The organism is Cryobacterium sp. M91 (assembly GCF_002929615.1).
GTDB classification, from domain to species: Bacteria; Actinomycetota; Actinomycetes; order Actinomycetales; family Microbacteriaceae; genus Cryobacterium; species Cryobacterium levicorallinum.
On sequence record NZ_PJJT01000081.1, the window covers coordinates 70,844 to 83,883 of the forward strand.

The following is a 13,040-nucleotide window of genomic DNA, read 5'->3' on the forward strand; positions in this document are numbered from 1 at the left end:
CTGATCGGGTGACGTAATTTATGGTGTGGAACCGGTTCCCGAGTTGTGGCAGAAATAGCTTATTCTGGGCCGGTGCCACTAGTCCGGAGCCACCCGCCCTGGCGGAATCTCAGCACCACCACTCGACCAAGCACCACTCAATGAGGAGAAACAAGATGCGGTCTTCCCTGCACCGTCGAATTACAGCACCGCTCGCCCTGGCGGCGATCGCGGGTCTGGCCCTAACCGCTTGCTCCGGCGGCCCGGGAGCTACCACCAATGAGGCTGGCGCCGAGGGCGACGGCGTTGTCACCATCTATGGCACGATCGCCGACACCGAGGCCAAGCTGCTCGAAGAGTCCTGGGCCGGCTGGGCAGCAGACAACAACATCGACATTCAGTACGAATCGTCGAAGGAGTTCGAGTCGCAGATCTCCATTCGCGCCCAGGGTGGCAATGCCCCCGATATCGCGATTTTCCCGCAGCCCGGCCTCATGAAGGACCTGGCCTCCCGCGACTTCCTGAAGCCCGCCCCGGCGGCCGTCGAGGCGAACGCCGACGAGAACTGGTCGGCCGACTGGAAGGCCTACGGCACGGTCGACGACGTCTTCTACGGCGCCCCCCTCATGGCGAGCGTCAAGGGTTTTGTCTGGTACTCGCCGGCGAAGTTTGCGGAGTGGGGCGTTGAAGTGCCCACGACGTGGGACGAGCTGCTCGCCGTTACCCAGACCATCCAGGAAAAGACCGGCGCGGCCCCATGGTGCGCGGGCTTCGGCTCTGGCGACGCCACCGGCTGGCCGGGAACCGACTGGGTCGAAGACCTGGTGCTGCGCGAGGCCGGAGCCGAGACCTACGACAAGTGGGTCGCCAACGAGATTCCCTTCACTGACCCGGCCATCGCGTCGGCCTTCGACTCGGTGGGCGAAATTTTGCTCAACCCGGCCTTTGTCAATGCCACCTACGGCGACGTTGCATCGATCAACAGCACCCCCTTCGGTGACGTTGCCATCCCGGTCTCTGACGGAACCTGTGCGATGACCCACCAGGCATCGTTCTTTGATGGTTTCATCACGGATGCCGGTGGCGAGGTCGGTCCCGATGCTGACGTCTGGGCTTTCATCACCCCGTCCGTTGAGGCGGGCGGCCAGGCTGTTACCGGTGGTGGCGAAATCGTCGGTGCATTCTCCGACGATGCCGACACGCAGGCAGTTCTGGAGTACCTCTCCAGCGCCGACTGGGCCAACAGCCGGGTGGGCCTGGGCGGTGTGATCAGCGCCAACAAGGGACTCGATGCCAGCAAGGCGACGAGCCCCATCCTGCAGGAAGCGATCAAGATCCTGCAGGACCCGGACACCACCTTCCGTTTCGATGGCTCCGACCTGATGCCGGGTGCCGTGGGAGCCGGAACGTTCTGGAAGGGAATGGTGAGCTGGATCAACGGCACGCCGACCAGCGAGGTGCTCACCAGCATCGAAGCGGGTTGGCCGTCGAGCTAGCCTGAAACAGTCAACACTCAGGCATGAAACGGTGTGCCGCCCGCCTTCAGAAACGGGCGGCACACCGTGCGTGACAGGCGTACGTTGCGTATACGTTTTCACCGGTTGTCGAGCGAATACCAGGGTTCACTGCCGTACTCGAAAGGTTTCAGATGTCCGCATTCTTCTCCTGGCTGGCGCAATTACCAGCGCTGGCACAAGTTCCGATCGTCATTCTGGCTTTCGGTGTCGTTGTCGGTGCCATCTTGTTCTTTGTAGAGGTTGCCCCCCGCTCTGGCCGCATCTACACGGTCATTCGTCTCGCCGTCTGCGTTCTGGCACCCCTGATTATTCTGCTGGTGGCCAACTCCTACACCTGGGCCATCATCGGTGCCGGTGTGTTGGGCCTCGGCTTCTTCTATATCGACTATCGATCGCACAAGGGCGCTGGGTACCTATTTCAGCTGGTTGGTTTTCTCGCTCCCGCCATGCTCCTGCTGGCCATCGGCCTGGTCATTCCGACGATTCAAACCACCGTGCAGGCCTTCATGAGCGCTCGCGGTGACCGGTTCGTCGGCCTGGAGAACTTCGTCTGGATCTTCACCCAACCCGAAAACGTGCGCATCGTGCTCAACACGATCGTCTGGGTGCTCATCGTCCCGACCGTCTCGACCATTGCCGGCCTCGCCTACGCGGTATTCATCGACAAGAGCCGCGGTGAAAAATACTTCAAAATTCTGGTCTTTATGCCGATGGCTATTTCGCTGGTGGGGGCATCCATTATCTGGCGTTTCGTCTACACGGCCCGCCCGGCCGATCAGGAGCAGATCGGCCTGCTCAATCAGATCGTGGTGTTGTTTGGCGGCCAGCCGGTCGACTTTCTCTCCTTCTCTCCGTTCAACACCCTGTTCTTGATCGTGATTCTGATCTGGGTGCAGACCGGATTCGCGATGGTCGTGCTCTCGGCCGCCATTAAAGGCGTACCGACCGAGCAGATGGAGGCCGCCGAACTCGACGGAACCAACGCCTGGCAGCAGTTCGTGAACGTGACCGTTCCGGGCATCCGCGGCGCCCTCGTCGTAGTTCTGACGACAATTTCTATTATTTCGCTCAAGGTCTTCGACATTGTGCGCACCACGACGGCCGGCAATAACGAGACCAGCGTCGTGGCCAACGAAATGTATACCCAGTTCAAAAACTTCGAGCAGGGCCGCTCCGCCGCCTTCGCTCTGGTGCTCTTCCTGCTGGTGCTTCCGATCGTTGTGTATAACGCCCGCCAGATTAAGAAGCAGAGGGAAATCCGATGAGCGCGGTCATTCCGATAGACGCCACCACTAAGCGCCGCAGTGCCCGGAGCACGGAAGCAACGATCGCACGCAAGACCAAGAAGCGGTTGACCAGCCGCGGAGCGACCATCGGGGCGCTTATCATCGCGGTGCTCTGGTCTATCCCTACCTTGGGCCTGCTGGTGTCGTCATTCCGGCCGGCGCAGGAAGTGCGCACCACCGGCTGGTGGACCATCTTCACCAACACCGGGGTCACCTTCGACAACTACATCACTGCTCTGGCCGCCGGCAATAGCCAGATCAATCTGGCCGGGTCGTTCATTAACTCGATCGCAATCACTCTCCCGGCCACGCTCATCCCGTTGATGATTGCCAGCCTTGCGGCCTACGCCTTTGCCTGGATCGATTTTCGCGGCAAGAACGTGATGTTCATCGGAGTCTTCGCCCTGCAAATCGTGCCGATTCAGATGGCGCTCGTTCCGTTGTTGCAGTTCTTCTCCGGCGGCACGCTCTTCGGCTACCCGGTGGTCGCGGCGCTCAACCCGGGCAGCGGCTACTCGCAGGTCTGGATCGCGCACACCATGTTTGCCCTGCCGCTGGCCATCTATTTGCTGCACAACTTCGTCTCGGAGATACCGGCCGAAGTCATTGAAGCCGCTCGGGTTGATGGCGCTGGCCACGGGCAGATCTTCTTCCGCATCGTGTTGCCCCTGACCATGCCGGCCATCGCCTCGATCGCCATCTTCCAGTTTCTGTGGGTCTGGAACGACCTGCTGGTGGCGCTAATCTTCGCCGACGGCGCGGTTGCCCCGATGACCAAGCTGCTCGCCGAACTCTCCGGCGCCCGCGGCCAGGACTGGCATCTGCTCACGGCCGGTGCGTTCCTGTCTATTCTGGTGCCGCTGATCGTGTTCTTCTCCCTGCAACGCTTCTTTGTGCGGGGCCTTCTGGCCGGGTCTACCAAGGGGTAGGTGGGCCTGCAGATCTCCGGTGAATGGTTACCGGGGCCGACCCCGACGGGGTGGCCCTCGGTCGTTATGCCCAGCGCAAGGCGTTGGCGTTGAGGGAGTTGTCGACGACGAGGCTGATGGTGCCGGCGACGTAACGGTCGACTGACCACTCCAGAGGTAGGCCGTCGCGGCTGAAGCTAACGCGCTTGTGCATGAGCAGCGGGGACCCGCGGCGCACATTGAGCAGCCGCGCGTCTTCCGCCCCTGCGGGGCAGGCGGAAAACTGGTGCTCCGCGCGGGAGAAAGTGATGTTGGCCGTCGCCGCGAGCCAGGCAGTCACCGACGGGCAGTCGGACGAAATCTGCTCCACCTCGGCGCCGACCGAGTCCCGGTAGCGGGTGCGCTCCACCATGATGGCGCTGCCGTCAAGCAGGCGTACCCGCACAACGCAGAACACGCGAGCGGCTGTCGGTAGCCGAAGTTCCTCGCGGTCGAGCGGCGAAGCGTCCTGCCACACCCCCGAGATGACGTGGCCGGCTGGAACGCGCCCGCGCGACGACGCCCATTGGGCAAAACTTCGAAATTCTTCGAACGTGGCGGCTGGCCGCGGCTCGCCGACGACGGTGCGCCGACTGCCACGACGGGAGGCCAGGACCCCCTCGGTTTCGAGTTCGCCCAGCGCCTGCCGGATGGTACCGGGAGCAACGTCGAATTCTTCCGAGAGCTCACGTTCGCTGGGCAGCTGACTTCCGCGCTCATAGAAGCCCCGGGTAATTGCGCCTCGAACGGTTTCTGCAATGTCGTGATACCGCGCCACGCCCAACCTCACTCTGTACGGCCGCGCTCTGAGCGCCCAACCTGGATCACTGTCCAAAGTATTGCGTCACCGCAACGTGCGACGACCGCACCGGACTCACGCACTGGGGGTTCACCGAGCGTTTACCTACTCGTCACTCAATTTACCCATCCCGGCCCAACTTCTCTAGTGAACTTCGAACGTCAAAGATCAAAGTTCACTAGAGAAGTTGGGTGAGCGATGATCTTTTGTCTCGGGAGTCTCCGTCGGTGACCCACCGGTACACGATCATTCTGGCTGAAGAGGATTTCAATGAACACGTCGCACCGCCGTTACCTGCCCGCAATCCTGCTTGTCGGCGCGATTGGCCTGTCTGGTTGTGCTAGCACCTCCACTGACGCTGCCGCGGACGCAGGCTGGGCCGCCGCGACATCGGTCGAAGCCGGTGGGGGGCTGGACAGCCTTGTCAGTGCTGCGCAGGCTGAAGGAACCCTGAACGTCATGGGACTGTATCCGGACTGGGCAAACTATGGGGTGTTGGTCGAGGAATTCACGGCGACCTACGGCATTGAAGTCGACAACGACACCTCGGCCGGTTCCAGCCAGGACCAGATCAATGCCATCAAGAATCGCATTGGCCAGAGCCGGTCCCTCGACTACCTCGACACCGGAGTTTCCTTTGCCAACAGTGCCAGTGCGGAGGGGCTCCTGGCTGAGTATCGTCCTGCCACGGTTGCTGACATTGACCCGGCACTGACGGACACCGACGGTCGGTGGACGAACCAATACGGCGGTTACGTCACCATCGGGTGTGACGCGGCGGCGGTGGCGGTGTGTCCCACATCTTTCGCCGAACTCAACGATTCACAGTACGCCGGCAAAGTCGCTCTCACCGGAAACCCTGCCCAGGGCGAATCCGGCTTCAACGCGGTTTGGGCCGCAGCGATGGCGATGGGCGGCAGTCTCGACGACATCCAGCCGGGCATCGACTTCATGGCGGAGTTGTCGGCGAGCGGCATCCTCATTCCCGTCGAGGCCAACGCTGGAACGCTGGAAACCGGTGAAACCCCCATCATTATCAACTGGGACTACCTGAATTTGGCAGCCGCCGATGACACTGCCGCAGCTGGTGTCGATTTTAAAGTTGCCATCCCGACGGACGGCACTATGGCGTCTTACTACGCCGCGTCGATCAATGCAGACGCCCCGCACCCCGCTGCGGCACGCCTCTGGATCGAGTTCATGTACTCCGACGAGGGCCAGAATATCCTGCTCAATGGCTACACCCGACCCGTGCGTTTTGACGCACTGGTCGAATCCGGTGCTGTCGACACGGCTGCGGCCGATAGGCTCCCTACCGTCACGAACGGCTTCGAGTTTCCGTCCGAAGCCCAGCGCAGCGCCGCCAACCTGCTCCTGGCTGAGAAGTGGGACGCAGCGGTCGCCTCGTGACGCTCACGGTGGCTAGGAGCGACGCTCCCTCCGGCACTGATTCGGTCGATCGGGCAACGGATCTCGTTCATTCGTCGCCCGCTCGGCCCGAGCGCCGAGGCGACTCCTCGTTCATGGGACTGATCCCTTTCCTAGTCTTCATCGCATTTTTTCTGGGCGTGCCGGTCTGCGGCATCGTGCTGTCGGCGTTTCGAGTCGCCGACGTCAACGACCCGGGAATCTACGTGCCCAGCCTGGCCAACTTTGTGGCCAGTTTCCGGGGGGCGTCCTGGGAGGCAATGCAGAACAGCCTGCAGATTAGCCTGATAGCCGCACTGACCGGCGGCATTATCGGTCTGGCCCTCGCGCAGGCCATTCTCACTACGCGCTCCAAGAAACTCACCGCCGTGGTCACCGTACTCACGAGCGTGCTGGCCAATTCCGGAGGCGTTCCGCTCGCGTTCTCCTTCATCGCGGCGGTCGGGAACGCCGGCATCATGACGGGGCTCCTGTCACTGACGGACCTGGGTTTCACCCTCTACAGCAGCGGCGGACTCATTCTGATGTATCAGTATTTTCTGATACCGACCATGGTCATGGTTGTTTTGCCCACCCTGGCCGGCCTGCGCTTGGAGTGGAAGGAGGCGGCAGCCTCCGTCGGGGCAACCAGCTGGCACTTCTGGAAGAAGGTCGGCTTGCCGATCGCCACTCCGGCGATTCTGGCCGGATTTGTCCTGCTCTTTGGCGCGTCGTTCGCGACCCACGCCTCGGCCGCGGCCCTGATCGGAGGCGGTGGAGTACCCCTCATTACCCTCCGCATCGACAGTGGACTGGCCGGTGGCAACTTGGCCGGACAGGAGAATGTGGCGATGGCACTGGGTGTCAACATGATCATCGTGGCCCTGCTGGTCTTACTCGTCTACATGCCGCTGCAGAAACGGAGTCTGAGATGGTTCCAATGAAGCAGCCGACGCGTGCGGCGCGCGGCATCCGTATCGTGGCGCCGGGGCTCAGCTGGGCCTTGATCATCTTGGTGGCGCTCTACATTGCGGTGCCGATGCTCTGCGCTTTAGCCTTCAGCATCTACGTGCCCACCATCGGATTCACCTTTGAGCCGTATCTGGAATCGGTGCGTGACCCCGGATTTTTCGGTGCGCTTTCGCTGACGCTGCTCATAACCGTTCTGACCGTTTTCGGGCTACTGGCCATTATGGTTCCGACCATGGTGTATCTCCACCTCAAGGCGCCCCGGTGGCGCCCCATTATTGAGATCGTCTGCACGATCCCCCTCGTCGTACCGTCAATCGCTCTAGCGGCCGGATTAGTCACCGTGCTGCGCAGCATGGCCAGTTTCGGTCGCGGTTCCGTGCCGGCTCAGATCAGCCAGCTGCTGCAAAACCCCGACCTGCCCATCGTTCTGATCGGCAGCTACATCGTCTTAACCCTGCCATTCGTATTTCGATCGCTCGATGCTGGTCTGCGCACCATTGATCTGCGTACCCTCGTCGAGAGCGCACATTCACTCGGGGCGAGCGGCGCCACAGTGCTCTGGCGGGTCATCCTGCCCAACATTAAAGGGCCGGTAATCTTCTGTGTCTTCTTCTGTATCGCACTGTGCCTGGGTGAATTCACGATGGCGGTGACGCTTGGCTATCGAACTCTGCCAGTTTGGCTCACCCAAATTGCCGGATCCAATTTTCGCGCGTCCATTTCCATGTCCCTCCTCATTAACGCACTCACCTGGGCACTGTTGATCGCCATGACCGTACTCGCCGGACGGGCAGCTCCCGCGCGCGCCCTGGCCTTGAAAGGACACGAATCGTGACGCTTACAGCAACAATCGCTCACCCCCGAAGTGCAACGGGGGCGCGTATCGAGTACACCTCGGTGAGCAAGAAATTTGGTGATACTACCGTGCTCACTGGCCTTGACCTCACTGTCGAACCCGGGGAATTTGTTGCACTGCTCGGCCCTTCTGGCTGCGGAAAAACAACAGCGCTGCGAATTCTTGCCGGGTTCGAGACCGCGTCGAGCGGTACTCTCACGGTGGACGGGCGCGATGTATTGCAGGTTGCGGCCCACCGTCGCGGCATTGGCATGGTGTTTCAGTCGTACAGTCTGTTTCCCAACCTCAGTGTGGCCGACAACGTATCGTTCGGACTCGTCGTGCGACGCGAAGGCAAGGCCAAGCGGGTAGCGAAACTGACCTCTTTGCTTGAGCTGGTCGGGCTGCCCGGTTTCGCAGATCGGTTTCCGGCTCAACTTTCCGGCGGACAACAACAGCGCGTCGCGCTCGCACGAGCGCTCGCCGTTGAGCCTCGGGTGCTGCTCTTGGATGAACCCCTGTCGGCTCTGGATGCCAGGGTGCGCGCCTCACTTCGGGAGGAGATTCGCAACCTGCAACTCCGGCTCGGGATCACAATGCTCTTTGTCACCCATGACCAGGATGAAGCGCTAGCGATGGCCGATCGGGTGGCGGTCATGCGGGGCGGTGGAATCGAACAGATTGACCAGCCGGGGGTTCTCTACGACCAACCGAGCACTGATTTCGTTGCTCGCTTCGTTGGTACGACGAACCAGCTCGCCGTCGCCCGCGGCGCGGCCGTCCCCGAGCTCTGGACGCCCCACCGTGATGGCGATCGTGATTTGCTTTATGTGCGGCCCGAATTGCTCATGCTGGAGGCGTCCGAGCGCGGATCTGCCCACATCATTTCCCACGTTTACCGCGGTGCGACGACTCGCATCACGGCCAAGATCGAGGGTGACATTAGTCACGGAAGTTCCGAGATCAAGGTCGACGTTCCCTCGGCTAGCGCAGCCAAATTAGCGATCGGCCTGAGAGTTCGGGTTCGACTTACGGGGCGCCCGGCGCTTCGGATGGAGGCATAAATGCAAGCCCAATTTCTTAACACCAGCATTGACGTGAGCGCGAGCTTGCTGCCGGGCGCAGCATCTGCGATTATTTTTGACTGCGACGGACTACTTGCGGACACCGAGGACCTCTGGTTGCGTGCCGTGGCTGCGTGCGCGAACGAGCGCGGCACAACCCTGACCGACCTGGCCGGTTTTCGTGGTGGCGCAATAGACGACGTGGCCGCGCAGCTCGTGACGATCCTCGCCGCTGCCGGGCTTCCGACCCTCTCGGTAAACAAATTGGAGGTGTCGCTGTCCGAAGAATTTCAATCCCTCATCGCCCAGGAGGCGACCGCGATGCCGGGAGCTGTGGCCCTGGTGAGTGAACTCGCGTCACGATTCCCCGTCGCGGTCGCGTCAAACAGTCCGCGTGCGCTGCTCGACCAGATTCTGGAACGTATCGGTGTGCGGGACTTGATCACGTGTTCCGTCGCCCGGGATGAGGTGTCGGCGGGCAAACCCGCTCCCGAGCTGTACGTGGCTGCCCTCCGCAAACTGCACGAACTCGATCCATTGGTAACCGCCGAGACAGCCGTCGCCTTTGAAGACTCGGCGGTGGGGGCGTTGGCTGCCATGAGTGCCGGCCTGCTCGTTGTCGGCGTCAACGCTGACCCGAAAGTGGTCCTCAACTGCCACGTGCGGCACACCACTCTGCTCGAAGAAGAACTCGTCGATTGGGCCCGTATCTTGGAACGGGAGAAGCCCGCGCAGGTCGGGCCGTACACTCTCGTCGGGGGCTCCTTCGACGCGGCGACGTCGACTTTGACCGTGCAGTGCCAATATCCGGCCGAACAAACGGCGCGGGTGCAGGTTTATGCCCAGAGTGACTGTCTGTGGAACGAGCTGCCGGCAGGTCTACCCGTGGCATCGGCATCCGTGCCCAACAATAGGGAATCACTTTCAATAGATCTGGCCCACCTGCCCGACGGGACCTATCGTTTTCTGCTGGTGACGGATGGTTTAGTACCGGAATGGAATGGGCGGACCGGTGAATTCACCGTGCGGACAACCGTGCCAGTGGCACAGTCCGCAGCTCCTCAGACAGCGGCGCCCGCTACGTTCACTCCGGAATCGCCGGAGCAGGGTGTGACCGCCATGACCTGGAATCTCTGGTTTGGCGGATGCCACTCCAACGACGGCCACGCCAAGCAGGTCGCGTACCTTCGGGAATCTTCCCACTCGATCGTGGCCCTGCAGGAGTCATTCGGGGATCATGGCCGTCGGTTGGCGGCGGCGATGGGGTGGAATATCGCGCAACAGGGTCATGACACCGCGGTGATAAGTCCGTATCCACTGTCGCTTCATCAGACCGAGACCGATCCCTTCGCAACCTGTGCCACCGTTTTCACACCGACCGGCGCCGTCACGGTGTGGTCAGCGCACCTGTGGCACTCGGACTACGGCCCCTATACGGCCGATGATGCGCGCATTCCTGCGCGCTATACCCTCGCCAGCCGGGGCGAACGCCGACGCACAGGCGAGCTCGCGAAAATCTTGTCTGAACAGGGCCGGCTCGAGCGCGAGGGCGTTGTGTCTGCACAGGATTCCATTCTCATCATGGGTGATTTCAACGTGCCCTCGCATCTGGACTGGAAGCCGGGACACCGCGCCAATACTGTCGAGTGGCCCACTTCACGCATGCTCGAGGTCGCGGGGTACGCCGATGCATTTCGAGTCGTTCATCCGAATGTTGGTGTCGCGCCCGGGCACACCTGGTCGCCGATCATCCCATCCGATGAGGAACCTCGGGACCGGATTGACTTCATCTTTAGCCGGGGCGCGCGCGCCTTAGCGGCCTATACCGTAGCCGGTGAGGCAGAGAGCGAGGCACCCCCAAAGCGCCGCATCGGTGAAAACCGCCAAGTTGGCCTGGGTGCGAGCGTTCTAGGCCACCACCTTGAGAATGCGTGGCCGACCGATCACGCAGCTGTCGTGGCCCGGTTGCACTGGAATTGACGGAGGTTCCTGGGCCGAGTCGGGACATCCGCCTCGCGGCGTGGTGTGCGCTGCTTTGCTGCCGACCGAAAAAAAGTAGTCCACAGCTGCGTTTAGAGTAAGTGCATGAGTGGAATGCACGGGGCCCCTGGCCACGGCCCGCGGCAGCAGGCGGGCGTGGAGCGCCCCCGCAAGCGAGTCAGTGGAGCGGATACCGCGGCGCAGCGCGCCGAGAACGCGCTCGCCCCGCGCATCCCGCACCTGCTCGCCCGCATCACCGATCTGTTCGCGCCGCACCGCAACACACTCATCGTCACGGTCGTACTCGTTCTGATCAGCGCAGCCCTCTCGGTCGTGCCGCCGCTCCTCACCCAGCGGGCCTTCGACGACGGCCTCTTTCCGCCCGGCGACACCCCGAACCTCTCGGTGCTTGGCGTTCTCGTGGCGCTCATGCTCGGTGTTTTTCTGGTCAACGCGCTGCTCGGCGTCTGGCAAACCTGGCTCACCGCGAGCGTCGGCAACAAGGTGATGGGCGCCCTGCGGGTGCGCCTGTTCACGCACCTGCAGGCTATGGAACTGAGCTTCTTCACCAAGACCAAGACCGGCGTGATTCAGTCGCGGCTGCAAAACGATGTCGGCGGTGTCGCGACGGTGCTGACCAACACGATTTCCAGCATCCTGGGCAACACGGTCACGGTTATCGCGGCGTTCGTGGCGATGCTGCTGCTCAACTGGCAGTTGACCATCGTGGCGGTCGTGCTGATGCCGGTTCTGGTGTTCGCCCAGCGCCGGGTCGGGCAGGTGCGGGCGCGCATCGCCGGAAAGACCCAGGAATCGCTCTCGGACATGACCGCGATCACCCAGGAGACACTGAGCGTGTCGGGAATTCTGCTCTCCAAGAGCTTCACCCGGCAGCAGAACGAGATCGATCGGTATGCGCAGGAGAACCGCAACCAGGTGCGGCTGCAGGTGAGCCAGCAGATGAGCGGCCAGTGGTTCTTCGCCACCGTGAGCGTGTTCCTGTCGGCGATTCCCGCGATCGTCTACCTCGTGGCCGGTGCGCTCGTGTTCAACGGAACCACCGAGATCACCCCCGGTACGATCGTGGCCTTCACGACCGTGCAGTCCCGGCTGATCTTTCCGCTGCTCGGACTCATGCGGGTCGCCCTCGACCTGCAAACCTCGTCAGCACTGTTTGCGCGCATCTTTGAATACCTCGACCTGAAGCCGGCGATCAGCGACAAGCCCGACGCGGTGCTCGTGCCGACGGCCGGCACCGATCGGGGCCGGGTCGAGTTCGACCGGGTACGGTTCGCCTACCCGGATGCCGGCGGCGACGCCCGCCCGACCCTCGACGACGTGTCCCTGACAATCGAGCCGGGCCAGTTCGCGGCCTTTGTCGGGCCGTCCGGCGCCGGCAAAACCACGGTTTCCTACCTTATTCCGCGCTTTTACGAGGTCTCGGCCGGCCGGGTGATGTTCTCCGGGGTCGACGTGCGGGACCTGCAGCAGGAGTCGCTCGTATCGCACATCGGCATCGTCAGCCAGGAAACCTACCTGTTTCACGCGACCATCGCCGAGAACCTGCGTTACGCGAAACCCGAGGCAACGGATGCCGAGCTGGTCACCGCAGCGCGCGCCGCCAACATCCACGACACGATCGACTCCTTTCCGGCGAAGTACGACACCATGGTGGGGGAGCGCGGCTACCGGCTGTCCGGCGGCGAGAAACAGCGCATCGCTATTGCCCGGGTGCTGCTGAAGGACCCGCCGGTACTCATTCTTGACGAGGCCACGAGCGCGCTCGACTCCATCTCGGAGAGCGTCGTGCAGGCCGCACTCGACACGGCCAGTCACGGCCGCACGACCATCGCGATCGCCCACCGCCTGTCGACGATCGTCGACGCCGACGTGATCTTCGTCGTCGACGCCGGCCGCATCGTCGAGCGTGGCACCCACGCCGAACTGCTGGCCCGAGGCGCCGTCTACGCGTCTCTCTACGCCCGCCAAATCACGTCGAGCCCCACCTCCTAAACTTCCCGGGCCCAGGCCGGGGAAGGGGGCCCATGATAGATCATGGGCCCGGTTCCCTAGGGTGGGCCCGGTTCCCGAGGGTGGGCCCGGTTCGCGCGACACCACACACCCCTGTTCACTTTCGCGTCGACGGGGCAACGTTTCCTGTTTACCTTCGGGCAATGTGCTGGTCACCCGCATTTTGGAAGATCGGTGTGCTCCACATTGGGGCTTACCCATCGCCCAAATAGCAGACGGACAG

10 protein-coding genes are annotated in these 13,040 nt (G+C 62.4%); 9 read left to right on the forward strand and 1 reads right to left on the reverse strand.

The features are described 5' to 3' along the window. Positions 1-155: 155 nt before the first annotated feature. From CXY80_RS07950 to CXY80_RS07960, 3 genes are all read left to right on the forward strand, one after another. Positions 156-1,475 carry an ABC transporter substrate-binding protein gene (locus CXY80_RS07950; protein ID WP_104132163.1) on the forward strand — a complete coding sequence of 440 codons (1,320 nt, stop codon included), beginning with the start codon at positions 156-158 and terminating at the stop codon, positions 1,473-1,475. A 152-nt stretch (positions 1,476-1,627) separates the two neighbouring features. Then, the gene (locus CXY80_RS07955) at positions 1,628-2,761 is read left to right on the forward strand and encodes a carbohydrate ABC transporter permease (protein WP_104132164.1); all 1,134 of its coding nucleotides are present in this window, start codon (positions 1,628-1,630) and stop codon (positions 2,759-2,761) included. Next, entirely contained in the window at positions 2,758-3,711 is a 954-nt protein-coding gene (locus tag CXY80_RS07960; RefSeq protein WP_104132165.1) for a carbohydrate ABC transporter permease, read from the forward strand. Before CXY80_RS07955 ends, CXY80_RS07960 begins: the two co-directional genes overlap by 4 nt. A gap of 64 nt (positions 3,712-3,775) precedes the next feature. Here the strand turns inward: CXY80_RS07960 and CXY80_RS07965 are convergent, their stop codons facing one another. Next, positions 3,776-4,507, reverse strand: a complete 732-nt coding sequence (locus CXY80_RS07965) for a GntR family transcriptional regulator (protein ID WP_158251607.1) — start codon at positions 4,505-4,507, stop codon at positions 3,776-3,778. Between the two features lie 291 nt (positions 4,508-4,798). Between CXY80_RS07965 and CXY80_RS07970 the strand changes: the two genes are divergently transcribed. The 6 genes from CXY80_RS07970 to CXY80_RS07995 all read left to right on the forward strand — a co-directional run bounded on the left by CXY80_RS07970 (position 4,799) and on the right by CXY80_RS07995 (position 12,799). Continuing rightward, positions 4,799-5,938, forward strand: a complete 1,140-nt coding sequence (locus tag CXY80_RS07970) for an extracellular solute-binding protein (protein ID WP_104132167.1) — start codon at positions 4,799-4,801, stop codon at positions 5,936-5,938. A gap of 113 nt (positions 5,939-6,051) precedes the next feature. Then, positions 6,052-6,879 carry an ABC transporter permease subunit gene (locus CXY80_RS07975; protein ID WP_092448355.1) on the forward strand — a complete coding sequence of 276 codons (828 nt, stop codon included), beginning with the start codon at positions 6,052-6,054 and terminating at the stop codon, positions 6,877-6,879. Next, on the forward strand, positions 6,867-7,742 hold the full coding sequence (locus tag CXY80_RS07980; protein WP_092448354.1) for an ABC transporter permease: 876 nt from the start codon (positions 6,867-6,869) through the stop codon (positions 7,740-7,742). Before CXY80_RS07975 ends, CXY80_RS07980 begins: the two co-directional genes overlap by 13 nt. Next, complete coding sequence (locus CXY80_RS07985; RefSeq protein WP_092448353.1) at positions 7,739-8,806, forward strand: ABC transporter ATP-binding protein; 1,068 nt, start codon at positions 7,739-7,741, stop codon at positions 8,804-8,806. Before CXY80_RS07980 ends, CXY80_RS07985 begins: the two co-directional genes overlap by 4 nt. Further along, complete coding sequence (locus CXY80_RS07990) at positions 8,807-10,786, forward strand: HAD family hydrolase (RefSeq protein ID WP_104132169.1); 1,980 nt, start codon at positions 8,807-8,809, stop codon at positions 10,784-10,786. 105 nt (positions 10,787-10,891) lie between these two features. Next, a complete protein-coding gene (locus CXY80_RS07995; RefSeq protein ID WP_369828659.1) occupies positions 10,892-12,799 on the forward strand; it encodes an ABC transporter ATP-binding protein in 1,908 nt (635 codons plus the stop codon). Positions 12,800-13,040: the final 241 nt, after the last annotated feature.

What these genes read in the sequence shown, in the direction of transcription:
- CXY80_RS07995 (WP_369828659.1), top strand. Translation starts at nt 10,892, where the DNA reads ATGAGTGGAATGCACGGGGCCCCTGGCCACGGCCCGCGGCAGCAGGCG.
- CXY80_RS07990 (WP_104132169.1), top strand. Translation starts at nt 8,807, where the DNA reads ATGCAAGCCCAATTTCTTAACACCAGCATTGACGTGAGCGCGAGCTTG.
- CXY80_RS07975 (WP_092448355.1), top strand. Translation starts at nt 6,052, where the DNA reads ATGGGACTGATCCCTTTCCTAGTCTTCATCGCATTTTTTCTGGGCGTG.
- CXY80_RS07980 (WP_092448354.1), top strand. Translation starts at nt 6,867, where the DNA reads ATGGTTCCAATGAAGCAGCCGACGCGTGCGGCGCGCGGCATCCGTATC.
- CXY80_RS07950 (WP_104132163.1), top strand. Translation starts at nt 156, where the DNA reads ATGCGGTCTTCCCTGCACCGTCGAATTACAGCACCGCTCGCCCTGGCG.
- CXY80_RS07960 (WP_104132165.1), top strand. Translation starts at nt 2,758, where the DNA reads ATGAGCGCGGTCATTCCGATAGACGCCACCACTAAGCGCCGCAGTGCC.
- CXY80_RS07970 (WP_104132167.1), top strand. Translation starts at nt 4,799, where the DNA reads ATGAACACGTCGCACCGCCGTTACCTGCCCGCAATCCTGCTTGTCGGC.
- CXY80_RS07955 (WP_104132164.1), top strand. Translation starts at nt 1,628, where the DNA reads ATGTCCGCATTCTTCTCCTGGCTGGCGCAATTACCAGCGCTGGCACAA.